Below are 25299 nucleotides of genomic sequence, written 5' to 3' on the forward strand. Positions count from 1 at the left end.
TTGACGGAGGCTTCGGCCTCCGTATCTATTTATTACCGGTAATCTGAAATAAAAATGCTAACTCCATCAACCAGCTACCTTTAATGGGAGTGCGGCAATGCTTTGTCTCTTTTTAGATGGCAGGATAACAATAAATGAAAACTTTCGATTTCAACCGTATGGCACTGGATAAATTCCCTATCGAATTTTTAGCTGAGGTGGGTATCCGGTGTTTATTCACCTTTGTATTGGTCTTTTTATTTCTCAAACTGAGTGGTCGCCGTGGTGTGCGGCAGATGTCGCTATTTGAAGTGGTTATCATTCTGACTCTTGGCTCAGCCGCCGGTGATGTCACTTTTTATGAAGACGTGCCGATGCTGCCGGTGGTCATGGTATTTGTCAGTATTATGTTTTTGTATCGCTTATCCACTTTTCTCATGTCGCGCAGTGAGAAAATCCAGCAGTGGATGGAAGGGAAGCCGCTCATCATTATTAGTGATGGGATATTTGTTTGGGAAACCATGCAGCAGGAAAATATTACGCACGATGAGTTTTTTATGGAGTTACGCCAACAAGACGTCGAGCATCTTGGCCAAGTGCGGCTGGCTATTCTGGAGGTCAATGGCGCTATCAGTGTCTTTTTCTTTAGCAAAGATAAAGTTAAGCCTGGTCTGCCTGTACTCCCTAAATGCTGTGTTAAGCCATTAGTTAATATAGAAAAACCGGGTGAATACGCCTGTAGCCAATGTAGCCTGATTATCACGTTATCCAATAATTCCAGTGCGACTTGTCAACGCTGTGGTCACCACCACTGGGTCGAGGCGTTGCGTCATCAACGGGAAAAATGAGTTATCTATCATGCAACAAGGTCATGGCTGCGCGATTTTTGGTGAATAACTTCAAATTAATGGCAGCTTAGCGCACAGACTGCTGTTGTAGCGGCCAAGTGTTTCTCCCTCGCTGGCGAATAACCGTTGCAGCAGGCGGAGTCGAATGATAAAACCGAGTGAGGATTTATAACGATGGCAATCTCAGTTGAGTGCGGTGAGGGGAAATGACACAGGTTTATAATTTTAGCGCAGGGCCTGCAATGCTGCCGGTCGAAGTTTTACGTCGTGCGGAACAGGAATTACGTAACTGGCATGGTCTGGGTACGTCGGTCATGGAGATCAGCCATCGCAGTAAAGAATTTATGCAGGTAGCTGAAGAGGCAGAAAAAGATCTGCGCGATCTGATGCAGATCCCGGCCAATTATAAAGTGTTATTTTGCCATGGCGGAGCACGTGCGCAGTTTGCCGCAGTGCCACTGAATTTACTGGGTGACAGCCGCAGCGCTGATTACATTGACGGTGGCTATTGGGCGCACAGTGCGGTCAAAGAAGCTCAGAAATATTGCACGCCGAATGTGATTGATGTGACGACACATGATAACGGCGTGACAGGCATTGCTCCGATGAAACAATGGAAATTGAGTGATAATGCCGCCTATATGCATTATTGCCCGAATGAAACCATTGACGGGCTGGCTATCAACGAAGAACCTGACTTTGGTAACAAAGTTGTGGTTGCCGATTACTCCTCATCCATCCTCTCTCGGCCGATTGATGTCAGCCGCTATGGTGTCATTTATGCCGGTGCCCAAAAGAATATAGGCCCAGCTGGTCTGACAGTGGTTATCGTGCGCGAAGATTTGCTTGGTAAAGCGCGCACTGAGCTGCCATCTATCCTTGATTATAAGGTTTTGGCAGAGAACGACTCTATGTTCAACACGCCGCCGACTTTCGCCTGGTATCTGTCCGGCCTGGTATTTAAATGGCTGAAAGAACAGGGCGGTTTAGGCGAAATGGGGAAACGTAATCAGGCGAAAGCTGAATTACTGTATGGCGCTATCGATCGCACTGATTTCTATCGCAATCAGGTCGCGACTGCGAATCGTTCCTGGATGAATGTACCGTTCCAAATGATTGATCCTTCACTGGACAAATTGTTCTTGAGTGAAGCAGAGGCCCAAGGTCTGCAAGCCTTAAAAGGCCACCGTGTTGCCGGGGGAATGCGTGCCTCTATCTATAACGCGATGCCAATTGAAGGCGTAAAAGCATTAACCGATTTTATGGCTGACTTTGAGCGTCGCCACGGTTGATTGCTCTGAGTAGATATCTATCTGTTCAGCTTTATTTATCATAATGATTTAAATGTATTTATTTGGAATAACAACAGCCCCGTCCTGTGCGGGGCTGTTGCTCATAAAAGACTGGAGAGTGCTTTTCCCATGCTGGAATCCCTGACTTTACACCCCATTGCCCTGATTAATGGCACCGTTAATTTACCCGGTTCTAAAAGTGTTTCTAACCGTGCACTTCTTCTGGCAGCGCTGGCCGAGGGGACAACTCAGCTGAATAACTTGTTAGACAGTGATGACATTCGCCATATGCTCAATGCTCTACAGGCATTGGGGGTGAAATATCGCCTATCTGCTGATCGTACCCGCTGTGAGGTTGATGGATTGGGCGGCAAGTTGGTTGCTGAACAGCCATTAGAATTGTTTTTGGGTAATGCAGGCACGGCCATGCGCCCATTGGCTGCGGCACTGTGCCTGGGAAAAAATGACATTGTATTGACCGGCGAACCACGCATGAAAGAACGGCCAATTGGTCATTTGGTTGATGCATTGCGCCAGGGCGGAGCACAGATTGATTATCTGGAGCAAGAAAACTACCCGCCGTTACGCATACGCGGGGGCTTTCGTGGCGGTAAACTCACCGTAGACGGCAGTGTTTCCAGTCAATTCCTCACGGCACTTTTGATGACCGCTCCCTTAGCTGAACAAGATACTGAAATTCAGATCCAAGGGGAGTTGGTGTCTAAGCCTTATATCGACATTACGTTGCATCTGATGCAAGCCTTCGGTGTGGATGTCATACATGAAAATTATCAGATTTTTCATATTAAAGGCGGGCAGACTTACCACTCGCCAGGTACCTATCTGGTTGAAGGTGATGCGTCTTCTGCCTCTTATTTCCTCGCCGCTGCTGCTATCAAAGGTGGAACAGTACGCGTAACCGGTATTGGTAAAAAAAGTGTGCAAGGTGATACCAAGTTTGCTGATGTGCTAGAGAAAATGGGCGCTAAAATCAGTTGGGGTGATGATTATATCGAGTGCAGCCGTGGTGAATTACAGGGTATCGATATGGATATGAACCATATTCCTGATGCTGCGATGACCATTGCTACCACCGCACTGTTTGCCGACGGCCCGACTGTTATTCGTAATATCTATAACTGGCGAGTGAAGGAAACCGACCGCTTATCCGCGATGGCGACAGAGTTGAGAAAAGTGGGCGCGGAAGTGGAAGAGGGGCAAGACTACATTCGGGTGGTGCCCCCTGCGCAGCTAATTGCAGCCGAAATAGGGACTTATAATGACCACCGCATGGCGATGTGTTTCTCGCTGGTGGCTTTATCTGACACGCCGGTCACTATTCTTGATCCGAAATGTACTGCGAAAACATTTCCTGACTACTTTGAACAACTGGCCCGATTGAGCCAGATGGCCTAATTATCAGCTTAAGATGGGTGTCGCTCGACACCCATTTCTTATCGGTTATATCGGCTAGAAAATAAATATTTCCTGTCTATCTTTCTTATCTCTTCTACACTTCTGCTACCGCCGATGGTTTTATTTTCAGCAACTAAACACCGCAGGGTAACAGTTCACTCCGATGCAGCGTATAATATGGCTCCTGTGTTTGCCCTGCTGGGTGGACAAGAGGTTTTTGCCTACCGAAAGGAGAGAGAAATGACGGCGTCAGCCCCGGTGATAACCGTTGATGGACCAAGTGGTGCAGGTAAAGGTACGCTTTGCAAAGCATTGGCTGAATCGTTGGACTGGCGTTTGCTGGATTCTGGTGCGATTTACCGTGTTTTAGCTTTGGCAGCGCTGCATCATCAAGTTGATATCAGCACCGAAGAGGCATTAGTTCCACTTGCCGCACATCTCGATGTTCGTTTTGTCTCACAGAATGGGCAGTTAAAAGTGATTTTAGAAGGTGAGGACGTCAGTAATGAGATCCGCACCGAAACTGTGGGGAATACGGCATCTCAGGCGGCAGCGTTTCCTCGGGTGCGTGAAGCACTATTGCGCCGCCAGCGGGCTTTCCGTGAACCGCCCGGCCTGATTGCTGATGGCCGTGATATGGGAACCGTGGTGTTTCCAGACGCGCCGGTGAAAATATTTCTTGATGCAAGTTCGCAAGAACGAGCACACAGACGTATGCTACAGTTGCAGGAAAAGGGGTTTAATGTTAACTTTGAACGTCTTTTGTCCGAGATACAGGAGCGAGATGATCGCGATCGTAATCGGGCTATTGCACCTTTAGTCCCTGCTACAGATGCGTTGGTACTGGATTCAACCAGTATGTCCATCGAGCAGGTGATCGAACAGGCGCTGGCGTATGCCCAACGAATTCTGGCGTTGCCGTTAAAAAAATAACGACAATGCGGTCAGTTCTGAGCTCTCAACGATTTATTTTTTAAATAAAATTATTTTTGATGAGCACTTTAACCTTGCTGCAAGGATGTGTGGCGAGGCATGTGAAACAACCCCATCCGGCGGGATGCTAGATGGACGTTAAACTTAAGAATCCTGAAGATTATAAACATGACAGAATCTTTTGCTCAACTCTTTGAAGAATCCCTGAAAACAATTGAAACACGTCCGGGCTCTATCGTCCGTGGTGTTGTTGTTTCTATCGATAAAGATATCGTACTGGTTGACGCCGGTCTGAAATCTGAGTCAGCAATTCCAGCAGAACAGTTCAAGAACGCGCAAGGTGAACTGGAAATTCAAGTCGGCGACGAAGTTGACGTTGCACTGGACGCTGTTGAAGACGGCTTCGGTGAAACTCTGCTGTCCCGTGAGAAAGCTAAGCGTCACGAAGCATGGCTGATGCTGGAAAAGGCTTACGAAGAAGCTGCAACCGTTACTGGTGTGATCAACGGCAAAGTGAAGGGCGGCTTTACAGTCGAACTGAACGGCATCCGTGCGTTCCTGCCTGGTTCACTGGTTGATGTGCGCCCAGTTCGCGATACTCTGCATCTGGAAGGCAAAGAGCTTGAGTTCAAAGTCATCAAGCTGGATCAGAAACGCAACAACGTCGTTGTTTCTCGTCGTGCAGTTATCGAATCTGAGAACAGCGCTGAGCGTGATCAATTGCTGGAAAACCTGCAAGAAGGCATGGAAGTTAAGGGTATCGTTAAGAACCTGACTGACTACGGTGCATTCGTTGATCTGGGTGGCGTTGATGGCTTGCTGCACATTACTGACATGGCTTGGAAACGTGTTAAACACCCAAGCGAAATCGTCAATGTGGGCGACGAAATCACTGTTAAAGTTCTGAAATTCGACCGCGAACGTACTCGTGTATCCCTTGGCTTGAAACAGCTGGGCGAAGATCCATGGGTTGCTATCGCTAAACGTTACCCAGAAAGCACCAAGCTGACTGGTCGTGTAACTAACCTGACTGATTACGGCTGCTTCGTAGAAATCGAAGAAGGCGTTGAAGGTCTGGTACACGTTTCAGAAATGGATTGGACCAACAAAAACATTCACCCGTCTAAAGTTGTTAACGTTGGCGACGTAGTGGAAGTTATGGTTCTGGACATCGATGAAGAACGTCGTCGTATTTCTCTGGGCCTGAAACAGTGCAAATCTAACCCATGGCAGCTGTTTGCAGAAACCCACAACAAAAACGACCGCGTTGAAGGTAAAATCAAGTCTATCACTGACTTCGGTATCTTCATCGGCCTGGACGGCGGCATCGACGGCCTGGTTCACCTGTCTGACATCTCCTGGAACGTTGCAGGCGAAGAAGCAGTTCGTGAATATAAGAAAGGCGACGAAATCGCAGCTGTGGTTCTGCAAGTTGACGCAGAACGTGAGCGTATCTCCCTGGGCGTGAAACAACTTGCAGAAGACCCGTTCAATAACTACCTGTCTGTTAACAAGAAAGGTGCTATTGTTACTGGTAAAGTAACTGCAGTTGACGCTAAAGGTGCTACAGTTGAATTGGCAGGCGGCGTAGAAGGTTATCTGCGTGCTTCCGAAGCAACTCGCGACCGCGTTGAAGATGCGACGCTGGTTCTGAACGTCGGTGATGAAGTTGAAGCCAAATATACTGGCGTTGACCGCAAAAACCGCGTAATCAGCCTGTCTGTTCGTGCTAAAGACGAAGCTGATGAGAAAGATGCTATTGCTACAGTTAACAACAAGCCAGAAGAAGGCAACTTCTCTAGCGCAATGGCAGAAGCGTTCAAAGCTGCAAAAGGCGAGTAATAATAACGGGGGCGGTTTTGTCCGCCCCTATACGGTAGTTTAGCTGCAAAGCTTGGAGGTAATATGACCAAGTCTGAACTTATTGAAAGACTTGCTGGCCAGCAATCTCATGTACCGACTAAAGTCGTTGAGGATGCAGTGAAAGAAATGCTTGAACATATGGCTGGAACACTAGCTGAAGGTGAGCGCATTGAGATCCGCGGATTTGGCAGTTTTTCTCTTCACTACCGTGCTCCGCGTGTTGGCCGTAATCCAAAGACCGGCGCTAAAGTTGAGTTGGAAGGTAAGTACGTTCCACACTTTAAGCCAGGTAAAGAGTTACGTGATCGCGCGAATATCTACGGTTAAGTTGTTTACAACTAATCGCGTTATTATGTAAAGCTGATACGAAACGGTGCCTCTAAGGGCACCGTTTTTATTTTGGCGTTTCATTCTTTATCCCTCCTAATTTGTTCGTCATAAAACAAGTCTCTCCTCAATAACACTCCTGCATATTCTCGCTTATTTTAGATACATCCCGCATTTCTACTGCTGATGCTGTAACAAGCTAAAACTGTTAGCGAGCCTGCTCGGAACTCCTGTCATTGACACTGGCTCTATAACCCTTCCATTGCGAAAATCAGTTTGTTACCCATAGGGTGAACGGATGGCAATGAGGCTATTCGAGAGTCATAAAACGGACGGTTGTTTATCACTTTATCAATTGATCATGCAGCACTCGCTATTATTGCCGGACTTTTGCCCCTTATTGTGCTCCCTCAACTGCCTGGCGTTAGGATTATTAGCATATTGCTAATATTGGGGGCACTGCTATGGGTTAGCGGCAATGTCTATTGTCAGTGGCTGACATTGGCTCTGGTGAGCTTTGTATGGGGATGCTGTCAGGGGGATAACCTGTTGATGCAGATTGATCAACTCACTCACAGAGAACAGCAAGTCGTCGCCACAATAAATACCTCACACTTGGCATGGGTGGAGGGTAATAGGGTTTTATTAGATATCCAACAGGTCAATGGGAAGAGGGTATTCCCTACGATAAAGGTCACTGTAGCATGGCAAAAGGGCCTAAATTACTGCGCCGGGCAGCAATGGAAACTTTGGTTGCGAATGCGAGGGGTGCATAGTTTACTCAATGAAGGTGGTTTTGATAGCCAGCGCTGGGCGATAACAAACCGCCGCCCATTGCAGGGGCGAATCATTCGGGCTGAATTACTGGATGCGTCCTGTAATGCTCGCCAGCAAACTATCCGTATTGTTGAACAACAACTTGAACCCTATAGACAGCGGCAGATCTTGCTGGCATTGGCTTTTGGTGAAAGAAGCCAACTGGATCCCCAGTATTGGATGCTGTTGCGTGATACCGGTACGGCCCATTTGATGGCAATTTCAGGTTTACACATTGCTATGGCGGCGTTATTCGGTGGCATGTTGGCCCGAGGAGTTCAGTGTTTACTTCCTGTCTGCCGTATTGGGCCCCTGTTTCCGCTCATCACCAGTTGGCTTGTTGCTGTCATTTACGCTTGGTTAGCGGGAGCGAATCCGCCGGCTGTGAGAGCGACGATGGCATTAACACTATGGCTGCTGCTTAGGTTGTTTTGTGTCTCCTGTAGTGCATGGCAAATATGGCTATGGGCATTAGCGCTAATTTTGCTTAGTGATCCTCTCGCGATACTTTCGGACAGTTTCTGGCTCTCCTGTCTGGCGGTATTTAGCTTGATATGTTGGTTTTACTGGGTCCCGCTTGCCCCGCGTTTTAGAACGGGTTGGCAGGGGCTGGTTATTCGCGGGCTGCATTTACAATTAGGTATGATGTTGCTGTTAATGCCACTACAAATAGTTTTGTTTCATGGCATTAGTTTATTTTCGATACCTGCAAACCTGTGGGCAGTACCTCTTGTCTCCCTAATCACTGTTCCTTGTGTTTTGCTGGCACTGGTTTTTACTCTACTTCCCTCGGTCGCGGGGGTGTTCTGGTGGTTGGCTGATTTATCGTTAACTGCGGTGCTTTTGCCGCTGAATCCGATGAGAACAGGTTGGTTTTATACTGGCTCGGCATCAGTTGCTATCGGATTCGGTGGGTGGCTGGCCATGCTTATCTGGCGTTTTGCATGGTGGCGTAACTATTCCATCGGGGTCATGGTGCTTTGTGTGAATTTAGTATTATTCACCCAGCGTCGTGATGAATATCAATGGCGTGTTGATATGCTGGATATCGGACATGGCCTGGCAGTGGTAATTGAACGAGAGGGGAAGGCAATTATCTTTGATACCGGTAATCGCTGGGGAACCGGCAGCATGGCGTCCAAAGTGATTTTGCCCTATTTACGCTGGCGGGGTATTACTATTGAGCAAATTATTCTCAGCCATGATCATCAGGATCATACCGGAGGGGTAGCTGAAATTCAGGCCGCTTTTCCCATGGCTACGGTTCGTGCTCCTTTTCCCTTAAAATACGCGCCAAATGTTTTGCCTTGTAAGCAAGGCTTGGTATGGCAATGGCAAGGTTTGAATTTTGAAGTTTTATGGCCTCGTGAGCAGATTATTAATGCTCAGAATGATGATTCGTGTGTTATCCGTATTGATGATGGAAAACACAGTTTATTATTGACTGGTGACCTTGAGATGCGAGGTGAAAAAGCGTTGATTAAAGATTCGCGAACTAAATTAGCCTCAACATTGCTACAAGTTCCTCATCATGGGAGCAATACATCCTCAACTCCCCCTTTTCTGCGGGCTGTAAAGCCGGAATTGGCGTTTGCTTCTGTTGCACGCTATAACCAATGGCATCTCCCGGCGAGAAAAGTGACACAACGCTATCAAAAAAATAACATTATCTGGCGTGATACTTCGGTGTCCGGGCAACTAAGTGTTTATTTTTACAGCGATGGTTGGCAAATTAATGGTTATAGGGAACAATTAATGCCTCGCTGGTATCACCAGCAATTTGGCGTTGGAGGCCATAATGAGTAGAATGGGCCGCTATTTCTTCTGGTGCTGGTATTTGCATGATGAATGATAAAGATCTATCCACTTGGCAGACGTTTCGTCGCCTCTGGCCATTGATCTCTCCTTATAAGACCGGTCTTGTTGTTGCGGCGATAGCATTAATTCTTAATGCTGCCAGTGACACCTTTATGCTGTCATTACTGAAACCCTTGCTCGACGATGGTTTTGGTAAGGCTAACAGCTCAATATTAAAATGGATGCCTCTGGCTGTTATTGGCTTGATGGTGGTTCGTGGCGTAACCGGTTTTGTTTCCAGCTATTGCATCTCATGGGTATCTGGCAAAGTGGTGATGCATATCCGTCGCCGCTTATTCAGCCATATGATGGGTATGCCGGTTTCCTTTTTTGACCAGCAATCAACTGGTACGCTGTTATCGCGTATTACTTATGATTCCGAGCAGGTAGCTGCATCTTCTTCTGGCGCACTGGTTACAGTGGTGCGGGAAGGGGCCTCTATTATCGGCTTGTTTATTATGATGTTTTATTACAGCTGGCAGTTGTCGCTGATTTTAATCGTCATTGCACCGATCGTGTCGGTTTCTATTCGATTGGTTTCTAAGCGTTTTCGTAATATCAGCAAAAATATGCAAAGCACTATGGGGGAAGTCACCACCAGTGCAGAGCAAATGCTGAAAGGGCATAAAGAAGTCTTGATCTTCGGCGGCCAAAAAGTTGAAACCGAGCGCTTTGAAGCGGTGAGTAACCGTATGCGCCAGCAAGGGATGAAACTGGTTTCGGCGTCTTCCATTTCAGACCCGATCATTCAGTTGATTGCCTCTTTTGCTCTGGCATTTGTATTGTATGCCGCAAGCTTCCCAAGTGTGATGGAAACTCTGACCGCCGGTACAATTACCGTGGTGTTCTCAGCTATGATTGCGCTGATGCGCCCGCTGAAGTCATTGACCAATGTGAATGCTCAATTTCAACGTGGGATGGCCGCTTGTCAGACATTGTTCACCATTCTGGATATGGAGCAGGAAAAAGATGAGGGTAAACTGGAAGTTGATCGTGCTAAAGGCGAAATAGAATTCCGCCATGTGACGTTCTACTATCCGGGCAAAGATACTCCAGCACTGAATGACATCAATATGCATATTGAAGCCGGTAAAACGGTTGCATTGGTGGGGCGCTCAGGCTCGGGTAAGTCAACCATCGCCAATTTAATGACCCGTTTCTATGATGTCAGCGAGGGCAGTATACTGTTGGATGGTCATGATTTACGTGATTACCGATTAGGGGCATTACGCAACCAGGTAGCATTGGTGTCGCAAAATGTTCATCTATTCAATGATACGGTTGCTAATAACATTGCCTATGCTCGTGATGAGCAATACAGCCGTGCTGAAATTGAAGAAGCTGCCCGCATGGCCTATGCGATGGACTTTATCAATAAAATGGAGAATGGCCTGGACACTGTTATTGGTGAAAATGGTGTCATGCTCTCCGGTGGTCAACGCCAGCGCATTGCAATTGCACGAGCGCTGTTACGTGATTGCCCAATATTGATTTTGGATGAAGCTACCTCGGCGCTGGATACTGAATCTGAGCGAGCAATTCAAGCTGCATTGGATGAGTTGCAGAAAAACCGGACTTCGCTGGTCATCGCCCACCGCTTGTCGACTATTGAAAAAGCCGATGAGATCTTGGTGATTGAGGATGGGCGCATTGTGGAACGTGGCATGCATGCTGAATTGCTAGCGAAAAAGGGCGTTTATGCTCAGCTTAACCGTATGCAGTTTGGCCAATGATTGAGCGTATCTGGTCGGGAAAGTCTTGGCTGTATTTGCTCCTGCTGCCGCTGTCCTGGCTATATGGTGCCATCACTTGGCTTATCCGCATCAGTTATACTCTGGGGCTGCGCTCAGCATGGCGCGCCCCAGTGCCGGTTATCATTGTGGGTAACCTAACTGCGGGCGGCAATGGCAAAACGCCGGTAGTTATTTGGTTGGTAGAACAGCTTAAACAGCGGGGTTATCGCGTTGGGGTTGTGTCCCGTGGTTACGGTGGCAAATCAGATGTGTATCCATTACTGCTCTCTAACAGCACCACAACGTCTCAAGCTGGCGATGAGCCAGTTTTGATTTATCAGCGCACCACAGCCCCAGTTGCTGTCTCGCCAAAGCGTTCTGATGCAGTCCAAGCATTACTGAAATCTCATGATCTGGATTTCATTATCACCGATGATGGTTTACAGCATTATGCGTTACAGCGAGATTTCGAGCTGGTGGTGATTGACGGGGTACGCCGCTTTGGTAATGGCTGGTGGCTACCGGCTGGCCCGATGCGCGAACGAGCTGGGCGATTGCGCTCAGTCGATGCAGTGATAACCAATGGTGGTATCGCTGCAACTGGCGAGATACCGATGCAACTGGTTGCACGGGAAGCTGTCAATTTGGTGACGGGGGAACGTTGTCCTGTACAACAACTACAGCATGTTGTTGCCATGGCCGGTATCGGTCATCCCCCACGTTTTTTCGCCACATTGAATCTGCTTGGTATTGCCCCCAAAAAGGAATATGCCTTCGCCGACCATCAGGATTATTCATTAGCCCAACTGAGTTCGCTGACTTCCGGGCCACAAATTTTGCTGATGACTGAAAAAGATGCCGTGAAGTGCCGGGTTTTTGCTCAGCCCAACTGGTGGTATTTGCCGGTAGATGCGCAGTTACCTCCTGATCAAGCTGAACAATTACTGCTGAAGATCCAGGCACTATCTCGCCGTTCTGCTTAATCTCAGTTAGAGACTCAGGGATGCGAGCTTCAGAGCCGCTGCGCATGCAGTGAGCGAACGTTGCTGAGTTTCTTCATATAATTGCAGTTCATCGATAACTTCAGCCCCCAAGTGGTGTTGGAAATTCTGCTTGCTAGAGTGCCCCGTAAAATGACTTTTCTCTTTATCGCCTAAATTTGATTGGAAAATACCGGCGGCACTGACTGGCAGAAAATCTTCATAAACCAAAGGCTCGAATTGGATGAATCCGGCATCAATTAACTCATCTAAGGTTAAACCTTGCATTAGGTCTGCTGGGGCTTTAAGGCTTTTCTCTGTTGGGAAATAGCGGAAGAAAGCCAGTTTCTCAGCGCGTATTGTCGGGTAATCATCCGGAAATTGGCTAAACTGCTCGCTAAGAATAGCCATATATTGCGCCGCATTTTTCTCATTCGCCGGAACTTGCAGTTGATCTTGTGCTGCTTGCAGCAAATGGTCATAGAGATGGCGGCCTTTCGCCGTCAGTGCCGCACCGCGCTGCTCTATTTCACCAAAACGGGCAGTATGATGCCCCTGAATAATTTCGCCATCGGGCGAGATAAAAGCGACTTTTTCCTCCATGGCTTTGAAACTGGTTTGTCGCAGCAGTATTGGGCAATGGCGTGGAGGTGGCCCTTCGATTACTGCTTTAGGGGTAATGTTGTGCTGTGGCATGGCAACTTGCACGGCGTCTATATTCAGTGTTCTTGGGGTTAAGTGGTTAATGTGCGGCCCCTTAAAAGCTACGACATCTGCAATTAATCGATGTTGATCATGTAGTTGCTGATAAACCTCTGCACTGACAGTTGCCTGATTATGCCAGCGGAATGTTTCTAGTGACTGAATAATAAAATCATCTGCCTCCTGGCTGGTCAGCCCTCCGGCGGTTTCATGCTTAACAATCAATTCAATAGCACGTGGCGTGAAAATGTTTCTTTTAGCAAGAATATCCGCAGCCCGTTGCCGTAATTGCGGTTGTTCAATCAATTCCAAACGCAGTAAAGAAGTAAAAATTCTGAATGGGCTGGCTTGTAGTGAAGCTTCATGCACCGCACGAAATGCCGTAGAGTGAACCGGGACCCCAGCAGGGGCCAGGTCATAATAGCCAACTGGAAACATACCCATAACTGCAAACAAACGGCGCAAGGTAGCCAGTTCGGCGGCGGTTCCCACCCGGATTGCGCCATGCCGCTCCAGATTTAATCGTTCAATTTCACCGGTTTGACGTAAATGGCGACTCAGCTCTGGCTGTTGCTCCATAGTGTGGCGATTCGTTTCGGCGACTAATTGCAATAAAGCCCCGTATAACGGAACTTCAACCTGATACATATCCGACATTGCACTGGAGAATTTGGCGCGAATCTCGTCAGGTGGGACAAATGGCTGATGGATCATAATCAGGTTGCTCCTTTGGGCCAGCTAAGGCACAAAATTGCCAAATAATGGCGTAGATGTTCAGTTTTTATTTTAGGTTGATATCGGTAAATTGCGGGGATCTCGCGGATAATATTGGTTTTTTATGCGTGGCATCTCATTGATGCTACTGTTTGCTACCTATTCCCAGATAAAAACATGTTCCCAGATAAAATAAGTTGCATGGTGATTTGTTTTGTGAGTAAATAGCCGCTGGCCTGTGTTACAGACCTATTTATGTGTAAGAGTGTACGAGAGTAAAGCAAAGCAGTTCCTCCCAAGACGTTATCTTTTGATGCCGCTTCAAAGACGAACCTCCTAGTATCTCCGATAAGTAACTCCCATAAGTAATGTTCCTGTTGCAGACCCGCTATTCCAATGGCGTCGAGTGCCTTATGGCAGATTTATTAGTATTTGTATTTGATAGTAAAGGTAAGAATTATGTCTAAGAAAACTGGTCAGGTTAAGTGGTTCAACGAAGCTAAAGGTTTTGGTTTTATTGAACAGCATGATGGCGGCAAAGATGTGTTTGTTCACTTCTCCGCAATCGCAACTGATGGTTTCAAGACTTTGGCTGAAGGCCAACGTGTTGAGTACACCATCCAAGACAGCCCGCGCGGGCCGGCTGCTGCAAACGTTGTTGCTCTGTAATACAGAAATATAATGTTTGAATGATCCAGGAAATTGATGATGCTGATGTGTTAATCATCTCTCCGGATAGCAAAATTCTAAAGCCCGCGTTTATGCGGGTTTTTTCATATAATCAAGCTCATAGAGGTTTAATCAGAAAACTTTAGGATGGGCAACTGCATCTAAACAATAAATAAAAATGAGTTGTTAGGATGCCCAGTAAAAGGAAATTTATTATGACGTTAAAAATGGGTCGCGTGAAATGGTTCAATCAATCCGAAGGCTACGGCTTCATTTCACCACACGACGGTAGTTTGGATGTGTATGTCAGTAAGACAGCCATTGCCAACACCAAAAACAAATCACTGAGTGAAGGGCAGGACGTTGAATTCTCTACTTATCGTAGTATTCACGGGCCGTCAGCAGCAGATGTGATTGCTTTCTAAGTAAGCGGTGAAATAATCGCTTCTAAAGAAACGGCTACCCAAGGGTAGCCGTTAGTTTTTTGGTCTCTGTTCGACAGTTTTTTCTGTCGCCGGGCCTTTTTGCAGGTGCTTCTATTTGTTTTTGCGGTTTAGTTGCTGAAGTTAGCAAACAGCGCAATGATTTTATGGAATACTTTCATTTCTTACTCGATGTACATAATTGTGTGATGTCAGTCACAAAATATTACTCCTCGCAATTCAACATATCAATAACAAAACCAACATTTATTATCCCGACCGTGGGTTGTATTTACTTATCTTGAGATTGATTAACATAACTCTTTGTTATCAATACCTGATGTGCGTGATGGTATCGACACAGTTAACCTGCATCGGCGGATATGGTATCCTCGACCACTTTCCTGCTGGCTAAACTCCATTTTGGAGGTTGTATGGACCACCGTTTACTCGAAATCGTTGCTTGTCCTGTCTGCAACGGTAAGTTGTACTTCAATAAAGAAAACCTTGAATTGGTATGCAAAGCTGACAATCTGGCTTACCCGGTGCGTGATGGCATTCCGGTATTGTTAGAAAATGAAGCTCGCCCACTGTCAATTGATGAGAAACACGCATGAGTTTCATTGCTATAATTCCCGCCCGTTATGCTTCAACCCGTCTACCCGGCAAGCCATTGGCGGATATCGCTGGTAAACCGATGGTGGTACATGTGATGGAGCGAGCGAAGGAGTCAGGGGCTTCCCGGGTGATTGTGGCAACAGACCATCCGGAAGTGGTGACGGCAGTTGAAGCGGCGGGTGGTGAAGTGTGCCTAACCCGGGCCGATCATCAATCCGGTACCGAGCGCTTAGCGGAAGTTATTGAGCGTTATGGCTTTGCCGATGATCAAATTATCGTCAATGTGCAAGGGGATGAGCCACTGGTGCCACCAGCGATCATTCGCCAGGTTGCTGAGAATTTGGCAGCCTCCAGTGCCGGTATGGCAACATTGGCTGTGCCGATTGAAAGCAGTGAAGAGGCCTTTAACCCTAATGCCGTGAAAGTGGTGATGGATGCACAAGGCTATGCGCTGTATTTCTCGCGCGCGGCTATTCCGTGGGAAAGAGAGCGCTTTGCGCAGTCTAAAGAAACCATCGGTGATTGTTTCTTACGCCATATTGGCATTTATGCTTATCGCGCCGGTTTTGTGCGCCGTTATGTTAATTGGGCACCGAGTCAACTTGAGCAAATCGAGCTGTTAGAGCAATTGCGAGTGTTGTGGTACGGTGAAAAAATTCACGTTGCTGTGGCAAAAGCAGTACCCGCAGTTGGCGTTGATACTCAAGAAGATTTGGATAGAGTTAGAGCCATTATGCTCAATAAATAATTATTGTTCAGATTTCTACGCCAGGCTTATAGGGTCTGGCGTTATTATTCCTGTCTTTTTATCCCATTCTATTCCGATCCTGCTGGTTTGATTTTTATTGTGGATGTTATTTGATCTGCATTCTGGAAATATTCAGCCCATCATCTCATTATGAATTATCTATTTCGTCAGATAATCGGACAACGCCTTATGGAACAACTGAAAGCTGAGTTAAGTGTCGTGCTCGGGGAGTCTATTACCCGCCTTGAACGCATCAGCGAGCAGCCATATGCCCACTTGTATGCGATGTATAATCAGCAGGGGCAGGCTATCCCATTGTTGGCAAAGAGTTATGTCTGTCAGGGGATTGCGCAGCAAGAGGCCTATAAACTTTCAATGCTCTCACGTGAAGGTGATATTCGCTTGCCGACAGTGTACGGTTTAGTCATGACCCATCAATCCCCTTATAAAGAAATTCTGCTGATGGAACGCTTACGTGGCGTTTCGGTAGAGGCGCCCACTCGAACAGGGGAGCGCTGGAATGCGCTGATGGATCAGATAGTTGAAGGAGTATTAGCCTGGCACCGGATTGATAGCCATGGCTGTGTCGGCAATGTTGACAGCACACAAGAGAATGATTGGTTTAGTTGGTATCAGCAACGAGTTGAAGTGCTGTGGGCCACGCTGTCTAATATGAATTCACCGCTAATGACTTTGGAAGACCGGGCGGTGCTTTATCGTGCTCGGGCATCACTAAATAGACTTTTCGCCGGTTTTGACGACAGTTCGGTACTGGTTCACGGCAATTTGACTTTGCGCAGTATGCTCAAAGATCCCCGCAGTGACCAACTGTTGGCTATGCTCAATCCTGGCCCAATGCTATGGGCACCGCGTGAGTATGATTTATTCCGCCTCAGTGAAGAGGGGATGCCAAGCCAGCTATTTTATCGCTACCTTAGCAAAGCGCCGGTTTCTGAATCTTTTGTGGCGCGCCGCTGGCTCTATACTCTTTGGGAACTGGTTTCCCGTTTTATTCATACCGGTAATCTGGACCGCACTTTATTTAATAATGCCGCTCAGCAACTTTTACCTTGGTTAGAATAGCTTTATTCATCATTTTTGTTGCCGGTTAACTTTTGCCACAGTAGCCCTAATGTTTCATACCAGGCGCGCTCGGAATGGCCTAAATAGGCGGCTGCCGGAATAGTGCGCTCCCAGCTATGTAATGGGGTAGTAATGGCTAACTGATTGGCTGGGGCAGGAATAGGATGCAGCCCCTTGGTGGTGAAAAATTTAATTGCTCGAGGTAAATGGCTGGCCGACGTCACCAACAAAAAAGGTTTATCACCCACCAAGGTTGCCACTGCTGCCGCTTCTTCAACCGTATCTTTGGGCTGCTCCAAGGCAATAATATCTTCCGCTGGAACCCCTAAACTTTCCGCTACCTGTGCCGCCGTTTTCGCACTGCTTTGGCTGTTCGGCCCGGCGCTACCAGTAAATACCATTTTGGCGTTGGGATGGGCACGATATAGCCGGATCCCCTCCGTTACCCTCGGCAAACTATTTGCGAATAAATTAGCACTTGGCGCCCAATTCGGATTAAACGTGTAGCCGCCACCGAGGACAACAATGTAATCTACTTGGTCATTTCCCTGATAGGTGGCGTATTGTTTTTCCAGCGGCAATAATAGGCGATCGGCGACCGGTTGCAGGCTAATAAGCAATAATGCCAGCCAACTTAGTGTAAAAAGCGTTTTGCCGCTTTTTTGCCAGCGGGTAAACCACAATAGGATTAACGCCAGCCCCATAACGATAAGCAGAAAGGGCAATGGCATTAATAAGCCGCCAACAAACTTTTTTAGGGTAAAAAGCATAAAAATGGGGACCTTTTGGCTGAAAAAACGGCATTTGGTGATGATTACGGGTCAAGAAGATTTATTCTAAGTCAGGCTGTGCCAAAATAGCAGGTTGGTAGTCATTCTTTTTGCTGTAGCCATTGATTTGCGAGTTTCTATCAAGCAAGGGCGGCAAATCAATAGTGATAGCGGAGCAAGTGTCCATGCAGGATCGCAATTTCGATGATATTGCCGAGAAGTTCTCGCGCAATATCTACGGTACGACGAAGGGAATGATCCGTCAGGCGGTGGTGTGGCAGGATATCACCGGGCTGTTAGCGCAGTTACCGCAACGCCCGTTACGGATTTTAGATGCAGGTGGTGGTGAAGGGCATATGGCTTGCCAATTGGCGGCATTGGGCCATCAGGTTCTATTATGTGACCTGTCTGCCGAGATGATCCAGCGTGCAAAAGTTGCGGCTGAAGAAAAAGGTGTGAGCCACAACATGCAATTTGTACAAAGTGCGGCTCAGGACATCACCCAACATTTAGCACAGCCCGTTGATCTGATATTGTTCCATGCGGTTTTAGAATGGGTTGCAGAGCAACAACAAGTTCTGCAAGTACTTTTTGATGCGCTAAACCCAGGTGGCGCGCTATCGTTGATGTTTTTCAATGCCAATGGGTTGGTGATGCGTAATGCGGTATTAGGAAACTTTCAATTGGCGATACCGGGCGTTAAAAGACGTCGGCAGCGCTCGTTGTCGCCGCAATACCCTTTAGATCCCCCGACGGTATATGGTTGGCTTGAGCAAATGGGTTTATCCATTAGCGGTAAGACGGGAGTGCGGGTGTTTCACGATTACATGAAAAATAAACAGCAACAAGTTGATGAGTTTGCTGAATTATTGGCGTTGGAACAGCGCTATTGCCGGCAGGAGCCCTTTATCAGTTTGGGGCGCTACGTGCATGTCATGGCGTTTAAGCCGAATCTGAAGGACCCATTATGAGTGAATTTTCCCAGACAGTACCCGAACTGGTCGCCTGGGCGCGGAAAAATGATTTTTCGATTACTCTGCCAACAGAGCGTCTGGCCTTTCTTATGGCTATTGCTACCTTAAACGGTGAGCGGCTGGACGGTGAAATGAGCGAAGGCGAGTTGGTTGATGCATTTCGTCACGTCAGCAAAGGTTTTGAACAGACCACAGAAACCGTGGCAGTGCGCGCTAATAACGCCATCAATGATATGGTGCGCCAGCGTTTGCTTAACCGCTTTACCAGCGAAATGGCTGATGGCAATGCTATTTATCGCCTGACCCCATTGGGCATTGGTATCACCGATTACTATATCCGCCAACGTGAGTTTTCCACTCTGCGGTTGTCGATGCAGTTATCGATTGTGGCACAAGAGCTGCAACGGGCAGCAGAAGCAGCAGAAGAGGGCGGTGACGAATTCCACTGGCATCGTAACGTCTTTGCCCCACTTAAATATTCAGTTGCTGAAATCTTTGACAGCATCGATATGACACAGCGCTTGATGGATGAGCAGCAGCATAGCGTCAAAGAAGATATTGCGGCGCTGCTGAATCAAGATTGGCGTGCCGCCATCGCCAGCTGTGAAATGCTGTTGTCAGAAACCTCCGGCACACTGCGTGAGTTGCAAGATACGCTGGAAGCGGCAGGTGATAAGCTTCAGGCGAATTTATTGCGTATTCAAGAAGCGACTATCGGTAATGCGGGCTTGGATCTGGTTGATAAGTTAGTCTTTGATTTACAGAGTAAACTTGACCGTATTATCAGTTGGGGCCAGCAGGCGATTGATCTGTGGATTGGCTATGACCGTCATGTGCATAAGTTTATCCGTACTGCGATTGATATGGATAAAAACCGGGTATTCGCTCAGCGCTTGCGCCAGTCAGTGCAAAATTATTTTGATAGCCCTTGGGCCTTAACCTACGCCAATGCAGATCGCTTGCTGGATATGCGCGATGAAGAGTTGTCGCTGCGTAGTGAAGAGGTCACTGGGGAACTGCCACCGGATCTGGAATTTGAAGAATTTAATGCCATTCGTGAGCAGTTGGCCGCCATGATTGAACAGGCACTGCTGGTGTATCAACAGCAAAAACTGCCGCTCAATCTGGGGGAAGTTATGCGCGATTATCTCGCGCAATATCCGCGTGCTCGTCATTTTGACGTGGCTCGTATCCTGGTCGACCAGGCAGTTCGCCTTGGTGTGGCCGAAGCCGATTTCTCAGGGTTACCAGCTGAATGGCTGGCAATCAATGATTACGGAGCCAAGGTGCAGGCACATGTCATCAACAAATATTGAAGTAGTAATGCCGGTTAAGCTGGCTCAGGCATTGGCCAACTCATTGTTTCCGGCACTGGATAGCCAGTTGCGTGCTGGCCGTCATATCGGGATTGATGAGCTGGATAATCATGCTTTCCTGATGGATTTTCAGGAGCAACTGGAAGAGTTCTATACCCGCTATAACGTGGAGTTAATTCGCGCACCGGAAGGTTTCTTCTATCTGCGGCCACGTTCTACCACTCTTATCCCGCGCTCAGTGTTATCTGAGCTGGATATGATGGTGGGCAAAATTCTTTGTTATCTGTATCTCAGCCCGGAACGTCTGGCTCATGAAGGTATTTTCGCCCAACACGAGTTGTACGAAGAGCTGCTGAGCCTGGCCGATGAGAGCAAATTGCTGAAGTTCGTTAACCAGCGCTCAACCGGCTCGGATTTAGATAAGCAGAAGTTGCAGGAAAAAGTACGCACCTCGCTCAACCGACTGCGCCGTTTGGGCATGATTTACTTTATGGGCAATGACAGCAGCAAGTTCCGTATCACTGAGGCGGTATTCCGTTTCGGTGCTGATGTGCGCAGTGGCGATGACCCACGTGAAGCTCAGTTGCGTATGATCCGCGATGGCGAAGCTATGGCAGTAGAGAACAGTCTGTCACTCCATGATGAAAGCGATGACAGCGACATCACCATGAGAAATGCAACGGACAGTGCAGAGGATGAACAGGAATGATTGAACGCGGTAAATTTCGCTCACTGACCTTGGTTAACTGGAATGGTTTCTTCGCCCGAACCTTCGATCTTGATGAACTGGTCACCACCTTATCAGGAGGGAATGGTGCGGGTAAATCCACCACTATGGCGGCTTTCGTCACTGCATTGATCCCAGACTTGACCTTGCTGCACTTTCGTAACACCACCGAAGCGGGTGCTACCAGCGGCTCTCGTGATAAAGGTTTGCACGGTAAATTGCGCGCTGGCGTGTGTTACTCCACGTTAGATGTGGTCAACTCCCGCCATCAGCGGGTGATTGTCGGGGTACGCCTGCAACAAGTCGCAGGGCGTGACCGCAAAGTTGATATCAAGCCGTTCACTATTCAAGGCCTTCCGACGGCGATTCAACCAACACAGATCCTCACTGAAGTTGTCGGTGAGCGCCAGGCGCGCGTGTTGTCATTGCAAGAGTTGAAAGAAAGTGTTGAAGCAATGGAAGGGGTGCAGTTTAAGCAATTTAACTCCATCACCGATTACCACTCATTGATGTTTGATTTGGGTGTGATTCCCAAACGTCTGCGCTCTTCTGCTGACCGCAGCAAATTCTATCGTTTGATTGAAGCCTCATTGTACGGCGGTATTTCCAGCGCGATTACTCGCTCGCTGCGTGATTATTTATTGCCAGAAAACAGCGGGGTACGTAAAGCTTTCCAGGATATGGAAGCGGCGTTACGCGAAAACCGTATGACCCTTGAGGCTATACGTGTTACCCAGTCCGACCGTGACCTGTTTAAGCATCTGATTTCCGAAGCGACCTCCTACGTTGCCGCTGATTATATGCGCCATGCCAATGAGCGGCGCATTCATCTTGACGGCGCTTTGGTATTGCGTCGTGAGTTGCTGGCCAGCCGCAAACAACTGGTGACCGAGCAGTATCGCCATGTCGAGATGTCTCGTGAGCTGGCTGAGCAAAGTGGGGCTGAGTCTGATCTCGAAACTGATTATCAGGCCGCCAGCGACCACTTGAGCCTGGTGCAAACCGCGATGCGCCAGCAAGAAAAAATCGAGCGCTACCAAAGTGATTTGGAAGAGCTGACTTACCGGTTGGAAGAGCAAAATGAAGTTGTCGCTGAGGCCAGCGAACAGCAGGCTGATAACGAAGCTCGTGCCGAAGCCGCTGAGTTGGAAGTGGATGAACTGAAAAGCCAGTTGGCTGATTATCAGCAAGCGCTGGATGTTCAGCAGACCCGTGCCATTCAGTATCAACAGGCATTACAAGCATTGGAACGTGCCCGTGCGCTGTGCCAGTTACCTGAATTAACGGCGGATAACGCTGAAGATTGGCTGGAAACTTTCCAGGCCAAAGAGCAGGAAGCCACCGAGGCGCTATTGCAACTTGAGCAAAAGCTGAGTGTCGCTGACGCCGCACACAGTCAATTTGAGCAAGCCTATCAGTTAGTGGTGAGCATCGCCGGTCAGGTTAGCCGCAGCGAGGCCTGGCAAACTGCCCGCGAATTATTGCGTGATTGGCCGTCGCAGCAACATTTGGCCGAACGCGTTCAGCCATTGCGTATGCGTTTGTCCGAGCTGGAGCAGCGTTTACGCGCCCAGCAAGATGCCGAGCGCTTGTTGCAAGAGTTCTGTAAACGTCAGGGGCAAGCCTATCAACCGGAAGAGCTGGAAGAGCTGCAACGTGAGTTGGAATCAACGGTTGAAGAGCTTTCTCTCAATGTCAGTGATGCCGGTGAGCGGCGCATGGAAATGCGTCAGGAACTCGAGCAAATTAAGCTCAAAATTCAGGAATTGACGGCGCGGGCTCCGGTTTGGCTGGCGGCACAAGATGCCCTGAGCCAACTGAGTGAGCAGAGCGGTGAAGCGCTGGAAGACAGCCGTCAAGTGACGGAATATATGCAGCAGTTGCTGGAGCGCGAGCGCGAAACCACCGTCGAGCGTGACGAAGTGGCGGCAACTAAACGGGCTATTGATGCTCAAATTGAGCGCTTGAGCCAGCCAAGTGGTGCTGAAGATTCACGGATGATTGCGTTGGCCGAGCGTTTTGGTGGCGTGCTGTTATCCGAGATTTACGACGATGTGACTCTTGATGATGCGCCATACTTCTCTGCGCTGTATGGCCCGTCTCGCCACGGTATTGTGGTGCCTGATTTGTCATTGGTGCGCGACCAATTGGCAGGGTTGGAAGATTGCCCGGAAGATTTGTATCTCATCGAAGGGGACCCGCAGTCATTTGATGACAGCGTCTTTGCTGTCGAAGAGCTTGAAAAAGCGGTAGTGGTGAAAATTGCCGATCGCCAATGGCGTTACTCCCGCTATCCCGAAGTGCCATTGTTTGGCCGTGCGGCTCGTGAAAATCGGCTAGAAGCGCTGTATCAAGAACGTGATAGCCTGGCAGAGCGCTATGCGACGCTGTCATTTGATGTGCAAAAAACGCAACGGTTGCATCAGGCATTCAGCCGGTTTATTGGTTCTCATCTGGGGGTGGCATTCGACTCAGATCCGGAAGCAGAGATTCGGTTGCTGAATACCCGCCGTGGCGAAATCGAACGCGCTCTGAACGCGCATGAAGAAAGAAATCAGCAACAACGTCAGCAATTCGAACAAGCCAAAGAGGGCATTTCAGCCCTTAATCGTTTGATCCCGCTAGTTTCATTGCTGCTTGACGATACTCTGGCTGACCGTGTTGAAGAAATTACGGAAGAGCTGACAGAAGCACAAGAAGCGGCACGCCATATTCAGAAACACGGCGCGTCCCTGACTAAACTTGAACCGCTGTTGGCGGTGCTGCAAAGCGATCCGCAGCAACACGAGCAGTTAAAAGAGAACTATACGCAGGCACAGAACAGTCAGCGTCAGGCCAAGCAGCAAGCATTTGCTTTAGTTGAAGTGGTGCAGCGCCGTGCGCACTTTGGTTATACCGACTCTGCGGGGATGTTGACCGAAAACTCTGACCTCAATGATAAACTGCGTCAGCGCCTGGAACAGGCAGAAGCGGAGCGTACTCGCGCCCGTGAGCAATTACGTCAATATCAGGCGCAGTTTACCCAATACAATCAAGTGCTGGCGTCATTGAAAAGTTCATATGATGCCAAACGTGACATGCTCAAAGAGTTGAGTCAGGAGCTGGTGGATATTGGCGTTCAGGCCGATGCCGATGCTGAAGCCCGCGCCCGTACCCGTCGTGATGAACTGCATGCCGCACTAAGTACTAACCGTTCGCGCCGTAATCAGTTGGAAAAACAACTGACCTTCTGTGAAGCCGAGATGGACAGTTTGCAGAAGAAACTGCGTAAACTGGAGCGGGATTATCATCAGATTCGCGAGCAGGTAGTTAATGCGAAAGCGGGTTGGTGTGCGGTGATGCGCATGGTGAAAGATAATGGTGTTGAGCGCCGTTTACATCGCCGAGAGCTGGCCTATATGGATGGTGATGAGCTGCGTTCTATGTCGGATAAGGCGCTGGGGGCATTGCGTCTGGCGGTAGCGGATAATGAGCATTTGCGCGATGTGCTGCGTATGTCTGAAGATCCCAAACGGCCTGAGCGCAAAATCCAGTTCTATATTGCGGTGTATCAGCATCTGCGTGAGCGTATCCGTCAGGATATTATCCGCACTGATGACCCAGTCGAAGCCATTGAGCAAATGGAGATTGAACTGGGCCGTTTGACCGAAGAATTGACCGCCCGCGAACAGAAACTGGCTATCAGCTCGAAAAGTGTGTCGAATATCATTCGTAAAACCATTCAGCGCGAGCAGAACCGGATTCGCATGCTGAACCAGGGCTTGCAAGCGGTATCATTCGGCCAGGTTAAGAGTGTGCGGCTGAATGTGAATGTGCGCGAAGCTCATGCGACCTTGCTGGATGTGCTGTCTGAACAACAAGAGCAACATCAGGACTTGTTCAACAGTAACCGTCTGACCTTCTCTGAAGCACTGGCAAAACTGTATCAGCGCCTGAACCCACAAATGGATATGGGCCAGCGCTTACCGCAAACCATCGGCGAAGAGTTACTTGATTACCGTAACTATTTAGAGCTGGAAGTTGAAGTTAACCGTGGTGCTGATGGCTGGCTACGTGCCGAGAGTGGCGCACTGTCTACCGGTGAGGCTATCGGTACCGGTATGTCTATTCTGGTGATGGTGGTACAGAGTTGGGAAGAAGAATCGCGCCGTTTACGCGGTAAAGATATTTCGCCGTGCCGCTTACTGTTCCTCGATGAAGCAGCGCGCTTGGATGCAAAATCTATCGCGACATTATTTGAATTGTGTGAGCGGTTAGAAATGCAATTAATTATTGCTGCGCCAGAAAATATCAGCCCAGAAAAAGGGACTACCTATAAGCTGGTACGAAAAGTCTTCCAAAACCATGAACATGTACACGTGGTTGGCTTGCGCGGTTTTGCAAATGAAATACCAACATTGCCATCGATACCCGTTGAGCAATGACCTAATGGTTAATTATTGTTCAATAAGAACGTAATAATAATTAATTCTCGTAAATGGCCGCCTAGCGGCCATTTTTATTTGTTGCCAC

At 48.3% G+C, this 25299-nt stretch carries 20 protein-coding genes; 18 read left to right on the forward strand and 2 right to left on the reverse strand.

Annotation, left to right across the window (positions count from 1 at the left end):
• Positions 1-134: 134 nt before the first annotated feature.
• The 9 genes from QSV56_RS01930 to lpxK all read left to right on the forward strand — a co-directional run bounded on the left by QSV56_RS01930 (position 135) and on the right by lpxK (position 12047).
• Complete coding sequence (locus tag QSV56_RS01930; RefSeq protein ID WP_301210468.1) at positions 135-827, forward strand: DUF421 domain-containing protein; 693 nt, start codon at positions 135-137, stop codon at positions 825-827.
• A gap of 206 nt (positions 828-1033) precedes the next feature.
• Positions 1034-2119 (forward strand): 3-phosphoserine/phosphohydroxythreonine transaminase, encoded by a 1086-nt coding sequence (serC, locus tag QSV56_RS01935; RefSeq protein WP_019083453.1) that lies wholly within the window; start codon positions 1034-1036, stop codon positions 2117-2119.
• Between the two features lie 129 nt (positions 2120-2248).
• Positions 2249-3535, forward strand: a complete 1287-nt coding sequence (gene aroA / locus QSV56_RS01940) for a 3-phosphoshikimate 1-carboxyvinyltransferase (protein WP_050157375.1) — start codon at positions 2249-2251, stop codon at positions 3533-3535.
• Positions 3536-3775: 240 nt separating this feature from the next.
• The gene (cmk, locus tag QSV56_RS01945) at positions 3776-4468 is read left to right on the forward strand and encodes a (d)CMP kinase (protein ID WP_005159905.1); all 693 of its coding nucleotides are present in this window, start codon (positions 3776-3778) and stop codon (positions 4466-4468) included.
• Between the two features lie 168 nt (positions 4469-4636).
• Positions 4637-6310, forward strand: coding sequence for a 30S ribosomal protein S1 (gene rpsA / locus QSV56_RS01950; RefSeq protein ID WP_004391091.1), 1674 nt, complete (start codon positions 4637-4639; stop codon positions 6308-6310).
• A 63-nt stretch (positions 6311-6373) separates the two neighbouring features.
• Positions 6374-6658, forward strand: a complete 285-nt coding sequence (gene ihfB, locus QSV56_RS01955; protein WP_005159907.1) for an integration host factor subunit beta — start codon at positions 6374-6376, stop codon at positions 6656-6658.
• Between the two features lie 336 nt (positions 6659-6994).
• Positions 6995-9280 carry a ComEC family protein gene (locus QSV56_RS01960; RefSeq protein WP_301210473.1) on the forward strand — a complete coding sequence of 762 codons (2286 nt, stop codon included), beginning with the start codon at positions 6995-6997 and terminating at the stop codon, positions 9278-9280.
• Positions 9281-9315: 35 nt separating this feature from the next.
• Complete coding sequence (gene msbA / locus QSV56_RS01965) at positions 9316-11064, forward strand: lipid A ABC transporter ATP-binding protein/permease MsbA (RefSeq protein WP_019079875.1); 1749 nt, start codon at positions 9316-9318, stop codon at positions 11062-11064.
• Positions 11061-12047 carry a tetraacyldisaccharide 4'-kinase gene (gene lpxK, locus QSV56_RS01970; protein ID WP_046694856.1) on the forward strand — a complete coding sequence of 329 codons (987 nt, stop codon included), beginning with the start codon at positions 11061-11063 and terminating at the stop codon, positions 12045-12047. Before msbA ends, lpxK begins: the two co-directional genes overlap by 4 nt.
• Before the next feature lie 6 nt (positions 12048-12053).
• Here lpxK and QSV56_RS01975 read toward each other — a convergent pair whose 3' ends face one another.
• Positions 12054-13460, reverse strand: a complete 1407-nt coding sequence (locus QSV56_RS01975) for a VOC family protein (RefSeq protein WP_046694857.1) — start codon at positions 13458-13460, stop codon at positions 12054-12056.
• Between the two features lie 459 nt (positions 13461-13919).
• Between QSV56_RS01975 and QSV56_RS01980 the strand changes: the two genes are divergently transcribed.
• The 5 genes from QSV56_RS01980 (at position 13920) to QSV56_RS02000 (ending at position 17000) form a co-directional block, all read left to right on the forward strand.
• The gene (locus QSV56_RS01980; protein WP_005159934.1) at positions 13920-14129 is read left to right on the forward strand and encodes a cold shock domain-containing protein; all 210 of its coding nucleotides are present in this window, start codon (positions 13920-13922) and stop codon (positions 14127-14129) included.
• Positions 14130-14344: 215 nt separating this feature from the next.
• The gene (locus QSV56_RS01985) at positions 14345-14554 is read left to right on the forward strand and encodes a cold-shock protein (protein ID WP_005159937.1); all 210 of its coding nucleotides are present in this window, start codon (positions 14345-14347) and stop codon (positions 14552-14554) included.
• Positions 14555-14985: 431 nt separating this feature from the next.
• The gene (locus tag QSV56_RS01990) at positions 14986-15168 is read left to right on the forward strand and encodes a Trm112 family protein (protein ID WP_004700032.1); all 183 of its coding nucleotides are present in this window, start codon (positions 14986-14988) and stop codon (positions 15166-15168) included.
• Positions 15165-15917, forward strand: coding sequence for a 3-deoxy-manno-octulosonate cytidylyltransferase (kdsB, locus tag QSV56_RS01995; RefSeq protein ID WP_019083448.1), 753 nt, complete (start codon positions 15165-15167; stop codon positions 15915-15917). Before QSV56_RS01990 ends, kdsB begins: the two co-directional genes overlap by 4 nt.
• A 189-nt stretch (positions 15918-16106) precedes the next feature.
• Positions 16107-17000, forward strand: coding sequence for a YcbJ family phosphotransferase (locus tag QSV56_RS02000; RefSeq protein WP_019079871.1), 894 nt, complete (start codon positions 16107-16109; stop codon positions 16998-17000).
• Positions 17001-17002: 2 nt separating this feature from the next.
• Here QSV56_RS02000 and elyC read toward each other — a convergent pair whose 3' ends face one another.
• Positions 17003-17770 (reverse strand): envelope biogenesis factor ElyC, encoded by a 768-nt coding sequence (elyC, locus tag QSV56_RS02005; RefSeq protein WP_019083446.1) that lies wholly within the window; start codon positions 17768-17770, stop codon positions 17003-17005.
• A 185-nt stretch (positions 17771-17955) separates the two neighbouring features.
• Between elyC and cmoM the strand changes: the two genes are divergently transcribed.
• Genes cmoM through mukB form a run of 4 tightly spaced genes read left to right on the forward strand, consistent with a single transcriptional unit; the run spans position 17956 to position 25211 of the window.
• Complete coding sequence (cmoM, locus tag QSV56_RS02010) at positions 17956-18741, forward strand: tRNA uridine 5-oxyacetic acid(34) methyltransferase CmoM (protein WP_046050710.1); 786 nt, start codon at positions 17956-17958, stop codon at positions 18739-18741.
• On the forward strand, positions 18738-20060 hold the full coding sequence (gene mukF / locus QSV56_RS02015) for a chromosome partition protein MukF (RefSeq protein ID WP_013650084.1): 1323 nt from the start codon (positions 18738-18740) through the stop codon (positions 20058-20060). Before cmoM ends, mukF begins: the two co-directional genes overlap by 4 nt.
• On the forward strand, positions 20041-20769 hold the full coding sequence (mukE, locus tag QSV56_RS02020) for a chromosome partition protein MukE (RefSeq protein WP_019079868.1): 729 nt from the start codon (positions 20041-20043) through the stop codon (positions 20767-20769). The genes mukF and mukE overlap by 20 nt, the downstream gene beginning before the upstream one ends.
• Positions 20766-25211: a chromosome partition protein MukB gene (gene mukB / locus QSV56_RS02025; protein WP_301210483.1), complete on the forward strand. Its 4446-nt coding sequence runs from the start codon at positions 20766-20768 to the stop codon at positions 25209-25211. The genes mukE and mukB overlap by 4 nt, the downstream gene beginning before the upstream one ends.
• Positions 25212-25299: the final 88 nt, after the last annotated feature.

The sequence above is a fragment of the Yersinia sp. 22-579 genome, from assembly GCF_030433455.1.
Taxonomy (GTDB): Bacteria; Pseudomonadota; Gammaproteobacteria; order Enterobacterales; family Enterobacteriaceae; genus Yersinia; species Yersinia enterocolitica.